The sequence below is a fragment of the Citrobacter sp. Cpo142 genome, from assembly GCF_030332425.1.
Lineage (GTDB): Bacteria > Pseudomonadota > Gammaproteobacteria > Enterobacterales > Enterobacteriaceae > Citrobacter > Citrobacter portucalensis.
Window position 1 is genome coordinate 20,266 of record NZ_JAOWHW010000079.1, and the last position, 14,940, is coordinate 35,205.

The 14,940-nt window shown below is 40.2% G+C and carries 15 protein-coding genes; 8 read left to right on the top strand and 7 right to left on the bottom strand.

Annotated features, from left to right (window positions below):
- Nucleotides 1-22: 22 nt before the first annotated feature.
- The 5 genes from OGY18_RS03820 to OGY18_RS03840 are packed head-to-tail and all read left to right on the top strand — an operon-like array spanning nt 23 to nt 6,975.
- Entirely contained in the window at nt 23-1,159 is a 1,137-nt protein-coding gene (locus tag OGY18_RS03820; RefSeq protein ID WP_286551834.1) for a secretion/conjugation apparatus DotM-related subunit, read from the top strand.
- A 23-nt stretch (nt 1,160-1,182) separates the two neighbouring features.
- A complete protein-coding gene (locus tag OGY18_RS03825; RefSeq protein WP_286551837.1) occupies nt 1,183-2,205 on the top strand; it encodes a DsbC family protein in 1,023 nt (340 codons plus the stop codon).
- Nucleotides 2,205-3,467: a DNA primase gene (gene dnaG, locus OGY18_RS03830; RefSeq protein WP_286551840.1), complete on the top strand. Its 1,263-nt coding sequence runs from the start codon at nt 2,205-2,207 to the stop codon at nt 3,465-3,467. Before OGY18_RS03825 ends, dnaG begins: the two co-directional genes overlap by 1 nt.
- Nucleotides 3,460-5,592 carry a type IV secretory system conjugative DNA transfer family protein gene (locus tag OGY18_RS03835; protein WP_286551842.1) on the top strand — a complete coding sequence of 711 codons (2,133 nt, stop codon included), beginning with the start codon at nt 3,460-3,462 and terminating at the stop codon, nt 5,590-5,592. The genes dnaG and OGY18_RS03835 overlap by 8 nt, the downstream gene beginning before the upstream one ends.
- Before the next feature lie 21 nt (nt 5,593-5,613).
- Nucleotides 5,614-6,975 (top strand): ATP-binding protein, encoded by a 1,362-nt coding sequence (locus OGY18_RS03840; RefSeq protein ID WP_286551844.1) that lies wholly within the window; start codon nt 5,614-5,616, stop codon nt 6,973-6,975.
- A gap of 47 nt (nt 6,976-7,022) precedes the next feature.
- On the opposite strand, the gene OGY18_RS03845 is transcribed toward OGY18_RS03840, so the two are convergent.
- Both OGY18_RS03845 and OGY18_RS03850 read right to left on the bottom strand, forming a co-directional pair.
- Complete coding sequence (locus OGY18_RS03845) at nt 7,023-7,604, bottom strand: hypothetical protein (RefSeq protein WP_286551846.1); 582 nt, start codon at nt 7,602-7,604, stop codon at nt 7,023-7,025.
- 259 nt (nt 7,605-7,863) lie between these two features.
- Nucleotides 7,864-8,358: a hypothetical protein gene (locus tag OGY18_RS03850; protein ID WP_204528252.1), complete on the bottom strand. Its 495-nt coding sequence runs from the start codon at nt 8,356-8,358 to the stop codon at nt 7,864-7,866.
- A gap of 123 nt (nt 8,359-8,481) precedes the next feature.
- Here OGY18_RS03850 and OGY18_RS03855 point away from each other — a divergent pair, with 123 nt between their 5' ends.
- Complete coding sequence (locus tag OGY18_RS03855; protein ID WP_204528251.1) at nt 8,482-8,898, top strand: hypothetical protein; 417 nt, start codon at nt 8,482-8,484, stop codon at nt 8,896-8,898.
- Nucleotides 8,899-8,947: 49 nt separating this feature from the next.
- Here OGY18_RS03855 and OGY18_RS03860 read toward each other — a convergent pair whose 3' ends face one another.
- From OGY18_RS03860 to OGY18_RS03875, 5 genes are read right to left on the bottom strand one after another with little or no spacing between them, the layout of a single operon-like run.
- Nucleotides 8,948-9,631 (bottom strand): DotD/TraH family lipoprotein, encoded by a 684-nt coding sequence (locus OGY18_RS03860; RefSeq protein ID WP_286551849.1) that lies wholly within the window; start codon nt 9,629-9,631, stop codon nt 8,948-8,950.
- 7 nt (nt 9,632-9,638) lie between these two features.
- Nucleotides 9,639-9,851, bottom strand: a complete 213-nt coding sequence (locus OGY18_RS03865; protein WP_286551852.1) for a hypothetical protein — start codon at nt 9,849-9,851, stop codon at nt 9,639-9,641.
- Complete coding sequence (locus OGY18_RS27475) at nt 9,851-10,111, bottom strand: hypothetical protein (protein ID WP_502873475.1); 261 nt, start codon at nt 10,109-10,111, stop codon at nt 9,851-9,853. Before OGY18_RS27475 ends, OGY18_RS03865 begins: the two co-directional genes overlap by 1 nt.
- Nucleotides 10,104-11,270: a plasmid transfer ATPase TraJ gene (gene traJ, locus OGY18_RS03870; RefSeq protein WP_286551855.1), complete on the bottom strand. Its 1,167-nt coding sequence runs from the start codon at nt 11,268-11,270 to the stop codon at nt 10,104-10,106. Before traJ ends, OGY18_RS27475 begins: the two co-directional genes overlap by 8 nt.
- Entirely contained in the window at nt 11,270-12,109 is an 840-nt protein-coding gene (locus tag OGY18_RS03875) for a type IV secretory system conjugative DNA transfer family protein (RefSeq protein WP_181884132.1), read from the bottom strand. Before OGY18_RS03875 ends, traJ begins: the two co-directional genes overlap by 1 nt.
- A gap of 418 nt (nt 12,110-12,527) precedes the next feature.
- Here OGY18_RS03875 and OGY18_RS03880 point away from each other — a divergent pair, with 418 nt between their 5' ends.
- Together OGY18_RS03880 and OGY18_RS03885 are read left to right on the top strand one after the other, a co-directional pair.
- The gene (locus OGY18_RS03880; protein ID WP_286551859.1) at nt 12,528-12,785 is read left to right on the top strand and encodes a hypothetical protein; all 258 of its coding nucleotides are present in this window, start codon (nt 12,528-12,530) and stop codon (nt 12,783-12,785) included.
- Nucleotides 12,786-12,823: 38 nt separating this feature from the next.
- Nucleotides 12,824-14,755, top strand: coding sequence for a ParB/RepB/Spo0J family partition protein (locus OGY18_RS03885; protein ID WP_286551861.1), 1,932 nt, complete (start codon nt 12,824-12,826; stop codon nt 14,753-14,755).
- Nucleotides 14,756-14,940 lie beyond the last annotated feature (185 nt).

Below are 14,940 nucleotides of genomic sequence, written 5' to 3' on the forward strand. Positions count from 1 at the left end.
ACAATTTAAAGGAAAGTTGGATATGACTAACGAAGATAGGGGAAAGGTTGATGATAGCCTTTGGATCTTAGTTATCTCATTGATTTTTATCGTTGGTACTCCTGCTCTTATATGGCATTTCAAACACACCTGGATATGCTACTGGGGGTTGTATTTTTCCTGGGGACAATTAGCACTGATTGACTGGCCATTTTTACCATGGGCCGGAAAATTTCGGGCGGATGTTGCCCTAATGGCTTCCAGAGCCGACCAGGTAGAGTTTTTTGAGCTTATTTGGGTTATGACAAAAGCAAGTATAGTTTGTGGCTGGTTGCCTGTCCTGATATCTGTTCTCACTATTCGTTCAACCTTAAGACACCGTTCTGAAAAGGTCAGACGAAACATAACGGCCGATACGCTGCCAAGAATTATGTCTGTGCATTGCCCTGCAATAATACCCGTACTTCACTACGGTAATCTGCTTAATGACAATGTTGAAGGTCAGGAGAGCAGAGAGCATCCAGCAGAATTTGTGAAAAAAAATAATCTGGTCCGCCAGAATGTTCTTGATGAAGAGAAAACAAAAAAAATTTTATGCAAAACTCTGGGGCCAAAAATAACATCCCTTAGCCAACTAAAAATTTATGAAAAAGCATTATTCGCTATTTTCGCGAGCCGCATTTTTGATTCATATGAAAATGGTGGAAAAGCTCAGCAGATGCTTGATGCTTTAAACAGATCTTGTGACTATGGTGAATGGAATAATAAACCCGGATACCCTGATTTTTCTGTCGTTCGGAAAGAAATCACTCAGTATATGCAAGAGCCTGAAGCTCAGCTCTTACTGAATTATTTTCAATATCCATCTACCTTCCTGATGATGCTGCATTTAAGAGCTTTAGATGGGGGGAAATTACCAAGTTCAAACTTCAGGTGGTTGAAAGGGATTGACAGAGGGTTGTGGTATGTCCTTAACGCCACCGGGAGAAAGGGGACTTGTATTGAAAGTATTATTCAGATCCAAACGTACAGAACAGAAAAACTTGCATGGGAAAATGGATGCCGTCTTATTGACCCTCCCCTGCAACAATGTGTTGACGCCCTTAAAATAAGCTTAATTAAAGAAGGTTTATTACCTAAACCTGAGCAAGAAAACAATATCGAAGCAGATAATGACTAAAACTTTGAATAAAGGTAAAAAGAATGTCAAAATTAACAAAAATTCGTGAGGTTTTATTTGATAAAACCGAATATATAAACGGAAATGTAACGCTCTGTTATGGTAAAGCGAAATCAGTATATATAAAAATGGAAGCGGGAGGAATAGAAGAACAACAATACTCATTTGTATTGGATGATGTGGTTTTTATATCAACAAATAGAAACAATGAGCGTTGTTACTGTGATATAAGATTGAGTAATGGCATCGTTATAAGTGTATATGGGACATATGAAGAAGTGTCTTTTTTATACAGTAACTTATATTCACATTGGATTGAATATAAAAAAGGCTCGAATGGTTTAGCAATATTAAAAACTATCGCTATATTTTTCGGTGTACTATTATTAATTTATATTCTGGCTGGCATTGTCTTAAATAACTCAGATTCTGAAAACCGGGCAATGTCTCATTCCCCTGCTAGTGAAAAGGTTCATTTAGATGCTGTAGCGCCTCCTTTTGCTCGTCCTGAGAGTAAGGTCAGAGATTCTGAAGAAAACCTTCTGGCTTCAAAAGTTACTCAGCAAGCCAGGCCGAATGCAGAGCTGTCGGCCCTTCTTAAAAAGGGAGCGGCTACCAATGATTACTCTGTAAGACTCGGTGAGTCTGACCAAACGAAACCCGTATTTTTTGTGTTCTCAGATCCGTTATGCCCTCATTGCAGGAATATCGAGCCTGTTCTGGAAAAGCTGGCTGATGATTATGTTATAGATATTTTTCCCGTATCCAAAATCGGACGCGAAAGATCGAAACCTGTCGTCGAAACCGTTCTATGTACTAAGCCAGAAGACAGGGCTAGTTTATGGCAAGAAGCTATTTCTGGGGGAGCAGCGGTAAACACCCCGTGTACGAACGGAAGTATAGCCCTGAACAATAACAATGCTACCTACAGTCAATTCTCATTTATTGGGACTCCGACAGTAATTCGTGGCGACGGAGCTGTTTTTCCGCTCACTAAAAAATTAAATGAAGATAACCTTAAAAGCTGGCTCAAGGGGGATTTCTGATGCGTATTAGCCCTTTATTTCTGTCAAAATTAAAAGGGCTGATGCTGATTTCAGCTTTAGTTAGTGAATCAGTAGTATTAGTTAAAAGAGGTAAGAAATTTAAAGGACTGTGCCCTTTCCATAATGATAAAAATCCTTCTATGGACGTCGATGATGCCAAAGGACGGTACAAATGCTGGGTTTGTGGCGAAGAGGGAGACATTTTTGACTGGGAGAAAAAGATAAATACTGGTGGTGATTTTTATGCGGCTGTTCGCGGTATTGCTGGACGATTAAACGAAAAAATGCCAGATGATGATTCACTTCCTGATGACAAGAAAAATGTGGAAATAGTCAGTGCTCTTTATCGTGCACAATATCTCTACAGACATGGTCTGGCAAAAAATAGTACTGCTGTGGATTATCTGGCATTTCGTGGCTTTTCGAGTGAAACCGTTGAGTTATGGGAGCTTGGTGTTGTCAGCAAAGGCGTGATTTCTATCTTAAGAAAAAAAGTCAGCGATGATATTTTAATAAGCAGTGGCATTGCTAAAAGAGATGATAAAGGTGGGCTTTATGATTGCTTAAGACAACGAATCACTATCCCTCTTAAAAACAGAAGCGGAACATTAGTTGGTTTTGCAGGCCGAAAACTATTCGAGTGGGATGAATCTCCGAAATATTTGAATCTGGCTGAAACTAATGTCTTCACTAAAGGTGAATTGCTTTTTGGTTTAGATAAGGCTTTGCCACATATCTACAAAGCTAATTGCGCAGTTATTGTTGAAGGATACTTTGATGTTATATCGCTTCATCAGGCTGGAGAACGAAAAGCAGTTGCAGGCATGGGAACTGCAATTACTGAGCATCAATTAAATACATTGATGAATATTGCGAGGACATTGATATTTTGTTTTGATAATGATAAGGGAGGAGCCAGAGCTATTCGTTGCCTGTTACCTAAATTACTGGGTGTTATTACTGATAAACATACAGTGCGTTTTAATTTTTTAGATAAAGGATACGATCCAGATGAATATATCAAAGCGAAGGGATTAGGTAGCTGGAGTCAGTCATGTGAACAAAGCCTGCATCTGAGCTTTCTTTTAATGCAATATATAACGTCGAACTTCAAACTTGATTCGCTGGAAGATAAACAACGGGCGGCAATCAGGGCGACGGAAGTTTGTAATTCTATTAAAAAAGCACGTTATTTAAAACAGCTACTCATTAACAAAGTAAAGAATGAGCTAGGTATCATTGTTGAGGTTCAAAATGAGTAATAATGAAATAAGTAAGGCTAAACTTGAGCGTGATGTACGCTCTTTAGAAGATAGAGTTATTGACTGGTTCAGAGATGCTAATCATGTTCGGGCATTTATTCTTCTAAGAATGTTTTTGCAAGTATTCTTTATTGCATTCTGGCCGTTATCCCTTGTTACATCGTTAATGGTATGGGCGTTTGTTCTTGATAAAAAAGTATCCATGCCACTTCGGGTTCCAAAGGATGTCGGCGGGCGTGACCTGAGTGATTACTATACATACAGAACGGAATGGAAATTTTGGATTTTTAAAGGAACGAGCGAAAAACGAAAGTATCAGCTGGCCGCAGGAATACTGTATTGGGGCTCTCTCAGAACATCCATCTCACATTTACAGGGGATGGAAATCTGGTCGACAAACAGTGATTGCCGTACACACGCATTTGTTGGTGGGACAACAGGTTCAGGTAAATCAGAGTCTCTTTACGGTCTTGTTTATAATGCGCTTTGTTGGGGCTCCGGAGCTGTGTATGCAGATGGCAAAGCAGATATCTCGTTGCCTTTTACCATATGGTCACTGTGCCGGCGACTGGGCCGTGAAGATGATTATCTTCATCTTAATCTTCTCACTGCTGGGCGCGATCCTTATCTCGACCTTCTGGAAGAAGAAAAATACAGGAGAATGGGAAAAGAATTTTTCAACACCCAAAAAGGAGCAAGATCTAACTCCCTCAATCCTTTTTTTTCGGGGACGGCAGATTTTCAGGTTCAGTTGATGTCCTCTTTGTTGCCTAAAGCAAATGGCGACGGCGCTCAATGGCAGGAAAAAGCTGTTAACCTGGTCGATGCGATAATCCGTTGCTTAAGGTACAAGCATTTAAGAGGCGATTTAACATCTGGTATCGAGATGATCCAGAAGTACCTCGGTCTTGAGGAATTGCTGGAACTATACAAAGAAGGTAAAAAGGGGTTGCTTCCGTATGCCGCATTCTCACCTATTGAAAATTACCTAAAAAGTGGTCTTTCATTTGATTTTAATCTGATTGATGAACCACAAAAATGGACTCCAGAAGTTAGAACCCAACACGGGTATTTAACTTCCCAGTTTCAACGTACCTTATCCATGATGATCCAGTCTTATGGATTTGTTTATAAAGTAAAACATCCTGATATCGATTTAAGTGATGTTCTGCTTAATAACCGTATTTTAGTTATTTCAATCCCTTCGCTTGAAAAATCAGCACAGGAAGCTGAGGCTTTGGGAAAACTGGTTCTTAGCTGCATACGCTTGATGATGGCTGAAAACCTTGGGACAAATTATGAAGGGACTAAAGCGCAAATACTGCTTTCCAGGGCAACAGCTTCGCCGGTACCGTCTTTAATTATTACTGACGAGCTTTCATATTACTATGCGTCAGGTCTGGCTGTGATGTACGCTCAGGCTCGCTCTCTTGGGTTTATGATGGTGGCAGCAGTTCAGGATATCCAGGGGCTTAAACGTGGTTCTGCAGGTGAAGAAACTGCTTCGTTGCTTGCAAACACTAAATTTAAGAATTGCCTGGCTCTTGAAGATGCCGATGATACCTTTGCCCTGATTCAGAAGGTCGCCGGTGAAGGATACTTCTCAACGCTCACTGGTTATGATTACCAAAGCGGTGCTGTGAGTGGCAGCTGGACAGCTCAGGCTGGTTCAAAAATTGAAACCAGAAGTCGCGTTCAGATAAATGATGTAAAAAAATTAAAACAGGGCGAATCTTTTCTAATATTTCAGGATTCTCTGGTTGAGATGTCTGCATTTTATATACCGGACGACGATAAACATACAAAACTAAAACCTCGTATTAATCAGTTTATTGAAATCGATTTGCCAACATCTATTTCTGAATTTAAAACTGAATCAGTTGTAGTTCCAGTGTCAGAAAATGATGTTTTTATTAAGAAAATTATTAACGGCATTCCACATGATAATTCTTATGCAGCAGCAAATGACTTTCTTGCTGATGCGGAGCTGGAGATTGATGAAGAACTTCGGAACCAATATTCCGATGATGAAGATCAAGAAAGTATAAAACCTGAACTAACACTTACCGGACAGAAAAAGCGCCTTCTACGTGCAGCTCTGAATGGACTTGAAAATGCAGCGTAATCTTTTGCAGGAGAAGAAATAATGACTACTAATCCAAGCTTTGTACTTGGTTATGACGAGTTTCAGCTTAATAAAGGTCAGGAAGCACCTTTCATCTGGAATCCGGGAGAACTTGCTAATGGTCATATTGGGATCACCGGCACGTCAGGTACTGGTAAAACATACCAGATGAAACGTTTTCTATCGGCATACTCAGCGGACCCGGATACGCAAATCTCTATCTTTGATTATCACGGCGACATTGAGGTACCTGGGGCTTCGGAGGTCCTATTCAGCGAATCGACCAGGTATGGCTATAATCCGTTTGTTGTTAATCCAGACCCGCACTACGGGGGATTGAGAATGGCAGCCAACCATATTATTGATATCATGAGCAGTAATCGAAAACTGGGTGAGCAACAGGCTGCAGTCCTACGCCAGTTGGTTACAGATTGCTATGCAGTTAAATGGATGACTCAGGAGAAGCCTGCATCCTGGGTTAAGCGAAACGCCTCAGAAGCTGAGTGTGAGCAACTCTGGAACGATCGTAACTGGAAAGCACTTGGCCAGTGTTACCCTACCCTCACAGATCTGGAGCGTCTTATCCAGAAGAAATTGAAGATGGGACTCTTTGGTCTTGATGAGAATAACCAGTCGAATGTAGCTCTAAGAGCTTTTGAGTCTTTCATGAGGAGTACCCGCGCTTTTGTCAAAGCCAAAGATCGGCACAGTAAGGAAGAAAACGAAAAAAGTGAACTGGCGGTTACCAAGGCTCGTGAAACTGCATTAAAGGAATACAGTAAAGCCCTGACTGAAACCCGCACTGGCAGTGAAATGGATGAGATCCTGAAATATGACTCAGTTGATACACTGAGATCGTTATTGATACGCCTCGAAAATGTTAAAGCTCTTGGTTTATTCAATGCCAACGAGCCACCGTTCACTGGAAGAATTCATCGCTATAATATCAAGCCGCTTGCCAGGTCCGAAAGTGAACTTAAAATGTTCGTTTACAGCCGAATGCTATCTATTTTCCATCAGGAAATGCAAAAGGGGGAAAGTAATGGTCGTGTACGGCATGTTATTGTTCTTGATGAAGCAAAAAGATTCTGCGATGAGGAATCCACGAATCCCATTAATATCATTGCGAACGAGGCGAGAAAATATGGTATAGCACTGGTTCTTGCCAGCCAGAGCCCTACCCATTTTAGTGCGGACTTTATCAACTCAGCTGGCACTTTACTGGTCCAAAAAATGGCGGAAGGAGACTGGCCTCACGCAGCTAATAAACTGCAGATAGAAAAAGCAAAACTCAAGTATCTTAAACCTCAACAAACTGCACTGTTGAAATTGCAACGTGTAGGAGAAAGTAGCCGATGGTTCCAACTGGCCTTTAAGCGGTAATTATAAGAAAAATGAGGCCCTGACAACAAAAATTCAGGGCCTATCTTTTACCACACAACTTTGCAATTTTTGTTAAAGCGGCAGCTCGCGGAAACTACAAGGTCAGGAATTTGATCCTGGCTTATGCTCACAATTGCCAGGGTGGGTGAGGCGTTTGGCTTAATGGTATGCATAAAAACGGCATCTTTGTAGCGGCCAAGTGCAGGTAAAAGGTCACTTAGAAGTCGAGGACTGTCGATCAAGGCTTTATCAATACCACTATGTGCTTTGATTTTCTCTACGAGCAAAGGGTTGCAGAGTGAAATTTCAGTATATATTGGAGATATTTGCTTTTTAGTCATTTGCTTGAGATTAAGCATCATTCCGGTGGGGTCCGGCAGTTGCTCATCAAACTCATTTACGCGTAACGTAAAATCGATGATTGTGTAACGTTTCCCTTCCAGATCTGCTATCTCTTTGACGGGTTTAAAGCCCTTAGTCTGGCTGAATGACCCGTGGTAACCACTTAATAACCCCGGAATACCTACAGCCACCATCGATTCCCGCAAATTAATAGTCTCAGGTTCTTCTTCAGTGTCGTAAAAAAAAGCAGACATTAGCTTAAGAAGCTTCCCTTCCTTCTTCTTCATTTAAGGCTCCGGCATTTGTGATCATATTACGAATAATACATATTGAACGAAAATTAGCAACGATTTCCAGTGATTTGCTTGAGAGTAGATACCATTCCGTATGGAGATGGTAAAACATGTTAACTTAACTGAAACCAACAGTACGGCAGGAAATGTTGATGTGATTTATATATCGAAAGGAGATGAGTGTGATAAGTCTATGTTAGACATGTAAACCCTTCTCTGTGTGGAACACAGAGAAGGCTACTGGTTAAGATGACTATTTGTTTTTCTGGGAGTTTTTAGCCGCTATGGCTTCTTCACCGGCATCAGCAGCTCTTTCTGACATACTGCAAACTGTTCGCATCAGGCTAAGCAGGTCTTTACCCTTTTTGCCTGTACGCCTTAAAGCCTGAGCATAAACTTCAATGTCGCGACCGGCAGAGTTCTTATCCATAATCCTGTATGTACCAGTTACAGACAATCCAAACAGCCTCGCGAACTCTGTTTTACCTTTCATGTCATTACTAAAACCCAATTCATTGAACAGGCCAATGTAATCAAAGCTTGGTGGAACAGGGATAGTTTCTGGATAAAGAGTATACATGTTGTAGATGTTGATAATGCGTACGTCAGTGATGATCTCATCGCTTCTGACCAGAGCCTCCCATTTAGCTTTCTGAATGCCGAAACACTCCGCTGCGGTCCCTGCAACAAAGCCATGGTCATAACGCCAGCGGTTAAGGTCTTGACCTGTGACGGTTTTCTTACTCATTGCATCCTCTTTACCAGACGTGAACTTCATTACTGACATTTCCGACTGGTGCATATAAAATGAAACTGATAGCCGAATTGTGGTATATCATACTTTATCTTACAACATAACTATCAGATTTATATGAAAACACTTAATGTAATCGTGTTCTTAACCATTATAGCCTCAGGAGCAGCATCCGCAGCCGGTTGTCGAAGCGGAGTTGCTGCAAGTGAAGGCGCTCAAAATGCCTATGAGAATGCAGTAAAGTCAATCAATTCTGAAGCCGATTCGTTAAAAAATTCTTCAGAAGTGATCGGCACCTGTATCTCTGGAGTTACCGGTGTGGTGACTATGCCAACGTTCCCGGACCTTGGTTCGATATGGTCGGATATGATTGACCAGGTATGTAAAACAGCCTCCGATAAAATCTCTGACTCATATAATGATGTTATCGGTAATATAAATGGGAATATTAATGATCTGATGAATGGGGTTAACAACTCAGTCGATAAGGTTAAAGATGAAACTACGGGTAATGTAAAAAACATATGGAACTGATTATAAATAAAGGCCGTATCCCGGCCTTTATTCTTAGTTTTATCAATGATTAATTTCTCATCCACTTCCCTTTACTGCAGCGCATCCATTTACCGGCTATGTCTCTTGTTAGTGTCCCGTCATTACTGCAAATACTTCCAATTCCTGGTGAGGTTGCAATAGCTGATGCTGGAGATGATAGCAAACCAGATTTGGGTGATTTCCCTTGAGGTTGTGAAGCAGGAATCTCTCCCTGGTAAATGATGTGTGCGCCATAGACTGAATTTGGCTGCGTCACACCATATTGAAGTTGCATTTCACGTCTACTGTTGTTAACCATGATCGAGGCTGCATATCCAATTTGTACCTGGATCAACTCAAGAACTTGTTTATAACTGGATTTGTCTACTTTTACAGTTACCGGTAGAGGTAATTTATTTCCAATAATCCGGAAAGAATAATTTCTTTGGTCGGCCATTTTCTTAAGTAGCTCGGCAGCATCGCCATTCCAGTTTGCATCAATCTTAACTCCATCAGAATAAATACCACCGGTGATACCGTTTTTTTTCTGCGAAATAGCACCATACTGATAAAGTTCGATTTGTGTTTTCTGGATTGCTGCAATAGCATCGTCGATACTTTTATTAATTTTTGATTCTGAACTGGATTCATGTACGCTTTGTTGTATAGAACAACCCGAAATCAGGAAAATTGATAATAAAGGAATTAAAAATTTAATTTTGAAAATCATCATAGCCCCCTTAATGAATTAAAATTTGGTCTTTGTTTATAAGTGCACAGATTCTTTGATACTCTGCTTCATTTTTTTCAATACCGATGCCATGCTTATAGATGATGGCAAGTAGCTCAAGGTACTCGTGTTCACCAGAGTTTGCATGGGATATGATTTTATTTAATGCATTATCAAAATTCCCACACTCCAGTTCTAGTATGCTTAATACACTAACGTCCATTATTTTTTACTCCAGCGTTCACGTATCCACCATGGTCTTGAGTAGATAACAGGTCCTCTAATTTTGGAAAGAATTCGATTGAAAAATCCAGTTGGGCTATATCCTAAATGGTGTAAAACCGTAAAGATTAAATTTATCACTGTAATAACGATGAATAAGATTAAACCTGGAAAGTAAATGAGTAGCAAATAGGGGAATATTCCCGCAATAGGAAACCCAAAAAAAGTGGCAGTTTTGTTATTTCTCCAGTTGTTATACATTTTTCACCTCTGTTTCACTTCTTTTTTTGAACTCATGATATGATGCTTTTGATACAAACTCTTCTTTACTGACGGTTCCTTTCAGATAATGCTCCCATAGTTTATCGATAATGGAACATTTATTTTTATTCAAGTAATCTTCGACCCATCGAGACCATTTGCTATGATGTAACAGTTCGAGTTCATTTTTAATTTCCTGGGTAAAAACGAGTCCTTCACGAACAAGAACACGTTTTCCGTCCGTTGATTTAAAGAGGTTCTGGACCATAACAACTCTAATTTTTGATAGAAGGTCAAAAGCAATTGAGGCCTGTTGTTCGACAGGGAATGCCTGGGTAATACGGCTAAATAATTCCCCCACCTTATCAATATGAATAGTGAAATAAACAAGATGTCCTGATTTACCTGCTTCAATAGCTGCTGAGTATGTTTGATGGTCCCTTGCCTCGCCGACTCCAATGACTTTAGGTGCTCTTCTCATTGCATTTCGAATGCCATCTGAGAACGATGCTATATCACGTCCGATTTCACTTTGTGCTGGTTTTAGACCTACCCATTCTTGCCCACCAAGGAAAAATTCTATCGGCTGTTCATAAGTTACGACCTTTCGATCAGGGAAGTTTGCACCGATATACATGTAACATGCTGTAAGACTGGTCGTTTTACCGCTTCCGGTCGGTCCTCCAAAAACAATAATACCATCTCTCGGAAATAGCTCTTTTTTAAATTCTTCTTCAATAGGATATTTTTCTAGTGTTGGATTTTCGCTAGGAATAATACGGTTGGTAATGCTGATAGTAAGATTCTTACCTACGTTAGCCTGTATGAAGTTGGTGCGTAAACGTATGGTTTTATTTCTTTCCAGATTGTATTTATCACCTGTTATAGAAAGGTCTCTATCAAGATCATCACCGCTAACAACGATAGGAGGAATGTCAGCCCCCCAAACCTGGCCAATCAGTTCTTTTAATGTGCTATCGGCTAATTTAACTTTTGAACCCTGAATTTGACGTCCATACTGTTCAACCCATATGAAGTCGTTACCCTGAATTGAAATGTCTGAAACATTGTTTTTTGAACAATGAACAATGAAACGCTTTAAGTCATCAGGGCTAATTTCACCCATTTCAAAGTTATATGGGAATGGAGGTGTATTCATTATCTACCACCATATTGATATGTATTATTTTTAACATCAGGTGACTTTGTAATAACCGGAGTCCATTTAGACGGGTTAGTTTCAAACTCAGCTTTCTTCATGATGGAGCGATTTTTCTCTCCAATCATCAGAGTATCCTTAGAACTCTCAGGAGAAACGGAATTTACTTTTGAAGATATCTGTGTGCGAGATATCATCCCTTGTTTCACCAGAGCACTAAAGCGAAGCATGCCAGTGTAGTCTCTTACTAACCGGTTAAAATTCTCCTCTCTGATTTGGTCTGCTTGTTGGCTACCATCAGCCCAGCCTTTCTTGACTGCTTCATCCCATGCTTTTTTTTCTGCGCTATTTTTAGGTTTCGCATCTTCCCCTGGGTACACAATATCAGGGGCCTGTAATAGCCCAGTGAACAGATAGTCTCTCCAGGTTGGAGGGACCGCGACAAATTCTTCCTGTTTAACTATGTTGTAGACCTTTGTTGCTGTGCGAAACTGGTCCTTTGAAACACTGGCCACATCAACAGCTTCGACAATCACTGGCGGAAGCGAGCTGTCAGTCGTCATCAAAGGTCCAAACTGAAAGATTCTGTCCAGATCATTTTCTCTCTCCCTTAGTGCTTTCGAGATATTCTGTGCTTCCCATGCCATGCCCGCACGAAAGCCGATAGTCTCTCCTAAATCTCTTAGAACCCCCATTCTCACGGTATTGGCATCATCGTTTTGGAAACCATTCAATACCTCGTTTAGATTAGGAACAGGGGCACTTGCGAATGGACTATCCGCCGCAGCTGATCCGACCCATAGGATGGTCAGGTAAGCTAACACTTTTAGTTGATACATACGTCCCTCGATCATTTGCGTTTAATACGTATTATACGTAATTGCTTCTGGTAAAGTGAAGCTTGTTTTTCAATCTATTTTTAGTATTCGAATATAAGTGTCATGCGAGTTCTGGTAGACAATGTAACGGGCTGATTTATGGTTAAATTTGAGTGTTTGCACGTTTGCTTGTTCAGTAAGAATTTGACGCATGTTTGAAGGGCGGTCTGGCAGCGCGGGGGGGGGTATTACAATATTCAGAATAGTAAGGCCCGTCGGTTTTAAATCTGTTATTATCTGCTATATCGGAGAGCCGACTTCTATAAAGAAAAAATCAAAATAGTCAATAATTATATTGCCTTATAATAGGGTTGGTGGCATAATACATATATGGAAAATTAATACTTTGTTTGGTATTCGACCATGCTCAAAGGAGCACATGATGTTAATTTCTAACCGTAGATCTGTAATTGTTTTAATGTCTCGCATTAAAGATATTAATTGTATTCACTTCACTGATACAGTTCTTTCTGGATCGAATAGCGATTTATGGATTCCAGTATCTGAAACTGATTATTTTGAATTTATCGAAAATATTCTTGTTATCAACAATATTGCAAGTAATGTTGTTCGTATCGATGTTAAATTAATTGGTGATACTTTTAAAGATTTCGAAGTGATTTATAACGTTAAATAAACCTGTCGGCAATTGCCCAATCTCAAAGGAGATATATTATGAGTGCTACTAACGTTTCAGCAGTTGATGTTTCCGTCAAAGATATTCCAGAAGTATGTTATATCCCATTGAAATTCATTATTGCGGAAAAATCTCGTCTTAATGTCCGTAAGCATAATACCGATTCGCCTGAGTTCATAAAAGGAATCAAGAGTCTGGCTGCGACTATAGCTTCTCAGGGGCTTTTGATGAACCTAATTTTGCATGTCGAAACTGTTGTGGATGAGGAAACCTACTACGGTGTTGCTGTTGGGTATCGTCGCCGCTCTGCTTTAGAAGTTCTTCTGGAGTCAGGGCTTATAACGCCTGATTACATGGTTAAAGCGATCATTCTGAATGACACGGATGCCCTCTTTGCGTCTGTTACGGAAAATAATGATCGTGAAGATATGCACCCATCAGACCTTATCGGGGCATTCACTTTATTTGTAGAGCGAGGCCATTCTGTAGGTGATATAGCTTTTAAGTTTGGGTATTCATCTCGTTATGTTAATCAGATGCTGAGATTGTCATCAATGGCACCTAAACTCATTGAATTTCTCGCAGAGGATAAAATTTCTGTTGAACAGCTTCAGGCTTTGGCTATTTGCGATAATCATGAAAAACAAGTGCTCGCGTGGAACAATAGCTGGAACAAAGACCCTGCCAGTTTAAGACGTTCTATTCTGGAAGACGAGAAAGAAGTAAAGAAAAGTGACACCTTTCGTTTTATTGGTAAGGAAGCATATGAAAAAGCAGGTGGTGAAATTCGCCATGACCTTTTCAGCATAGACGAGAAAGATGGTGGGTATATTAAAGACCCATTGTTAATGGATTCTCTTGCGATTGAGAAACTTGAGAAACTGGCTCTTGAGATAGCTGAAAAAGAAGGCTGGAGCTGGTCTATAGGTCAGTTAAGATTAGAACAGTATGGAGATGATAAAAAACGCTTTGACTTTCCATCCAGAGTGAATCGTGATCTTATAAAACTTAGCGAGTCACAAGAAAATGCAGTCAATAAACTAACGATTAAAATTGATAATGCGGAATCTTTGCTTGAGTCTTATCGACAGGCAGAACAACGCGATCACAGCAAAATCAGAAAGCTGGAATCAAGTCTGTCCGACTTGCTAGAAAAACGCGATGATATTTACACTCTGGCCTCCTATACCGATGAGTATCGTTCTGAACGTGGTGTAATTGCCCACCTTGATTACAGGGGGAATGTTGTTTATCTGCGAGGGGTAATGAAACTCTCTGATAAAGCAAAAAAGGAAAACAAATCCGTCAATGTTGCAACTGATGGAACCGTAACACCAGTGACTCAGGTTTCTGCTGCACTAGCAAGATCGCTATCTTCTGAAAGAACGCTTGCAGTTTCAGCAGAACTCACCAGTCATCGGCTTGTTGCTTTAGCTCTTATGGTTCACAGATTGGCCATTACTGTTTTTGCTGGTACATATTATGCCAGTCCTGTGAGCTGTCAGTTGCAAAACCGTACCAGTGAGATGATTCGAAATGCACCAGATAGCGAAGATGGTAAGGCTGCACAGGTTTTATCAGAAACAAGATTGCGACTTGAGTCTCTGTTACCTCAGGGATGGGAAGACGATTTTACTCTACTTACTACATTATCGTTAGAGGACCTTCTGGATATTCAGGCTTATTGTGTTTCGACCAGCCTTGATGGTCTGGTTTCTCAATATACACCAGGTAAAGTAAGTAATCTTGCAAGTCTTGAGCAAACTTTGAATTTTAAAGCCACCAAATACTGGAAACCTACATCTAGCAATTTCTGGAAGCGACTGGATAAAGAAAGTATGTATGATCAATTGACTCAGGCTGGGATTGAAGTCAATAAAGAAGAATTTTTAGCATTAAAGAAATCTGATGCAGCGAAAAGAGCTGAAATGTTAATTTCTGATATTGAGTGGGTGCCGGAATTCTTCTAGGTTTCTATTTCAGAGGCGATTAATCATCGCCTTTTTATATATTAGTAAGTTAAAAGTTCGTAGATAAGATTGCTTGTCGGCTGTATTGTCTGTTTTTTTATGTGCAGTGATAACGTTCTGATATGTATAATAACCAGAATATAAAAATCACAGATGTGCTGTGAGTATTGCCGTTTGAGAGGTGA

Excerpts from the sequence above, each read along its gene's own strand:
- OGY18_RS03825 (WP_286551837.1), top strand. The coding sequence starts at position 1,183 with ATGTCAAAATTAACAAAAATTCGTGAGGTTTTATTTGATAAAACCGAA.
- OGY18_RS03860 (WP_286551849.1), bottom strand. The coding sequence starts at position 9,631 with ATGATGATTTTCAAAATTAAATTTTTAATTCCTTTATTATCAATTTTC.
- OGY18_RS03840 (WP_286551844.1), top strand. The coding sequence starts at position 5,614 with ATGACTACTAATCCAAGCTTTGTACTTGGTTATGACGAGTTTCAGCTT.
- OGY18_RS03865 (WP_286551852.1), bottom strand. The coding sequence starts at position 9,851 with ATGGACGTTAGTGTATTAAGCATACTAGAACTGGAGTGTGGGAATTTT.
- OGY18_RS27475 (WP_502873475.1), bottom strand. The coding sequence starts at position 10,111 with ATGTATAACAACTGGAGAAATAACAAAACTGCCACTTTTTTTGGGTTT.
- OGY18_RS03835 (WP_286551842.1), top strand. The coding sequence starts at position 3,460 with ATGAGTAATAATGAAATAAGTAAGGCTAAACTTGAGCGTGATGTACGC.
- OGY18_RS03850 (WP_204528252.1), bottom strand. The coding sequence starts at position 8,358 with ATGAGTAAGAAAACCGTCACAGGTCAAGACCTTAACCGCTGGCGTTAT.
- OGY18_RS03885 (WP_286551861.1), top strand. The coding sequence starts at position 12,824 with ATGAGTGCTACTAACGTTTCAGCAGTTGATGTTTCCGTCAAAGATATT.
- OGY18_RS03855 (WP_204528251.1), top strand. The coding sequence starts at position 8,482 with ATGAAAACACTTAATGTAATCGTGTTCTTAACCATTATAGCCTCAGGA.
- traJ (WP_286551855.1), bottom strand. The coding sequence starts at position 11,270 with ATGAATACACCTCCATTCCCATATAACTTTGAAATGGGTGAAATTAGC.
- OGY18_RS03820 (WP_286551834.1), top strand. The coding sequence starts at position 23 with ATGACTAACGAAGATAGGGGAAAGGTTGATGATAGCCTTTGGATCTTA.
- OGY18_RS03875 (WP_181884132.1), bottom strand. The coding sequence starts at position 12,109 with ATGTATCAACTAAAAGTGTTAGCTTACCTGACCATCCTATGGGTCGGA.
- OGY18_RS03880 (WP_286551859.1), top strand. The coding sequence starts at position 12,528 with ATGATGTTAATTTCTAACCGTAGATCTGTAATTGTTTTAATGTCTCGC.
- dnaG (WP_286551840.1), top strand. The coding sequence starts at position 2,205 with ATGCGTATTAGCCCTTTATTTCTGTCAAAATTAAAAGGGCTGATGCTG.
- OGY18_RS03845 (WP_286551846.1), bottom strand. The coding sequence starts at position 7,604 with ATGAAGAAGAAGGAAGGGAAGCTTCTTAAGCTAATGTCTGCTTTTTTT.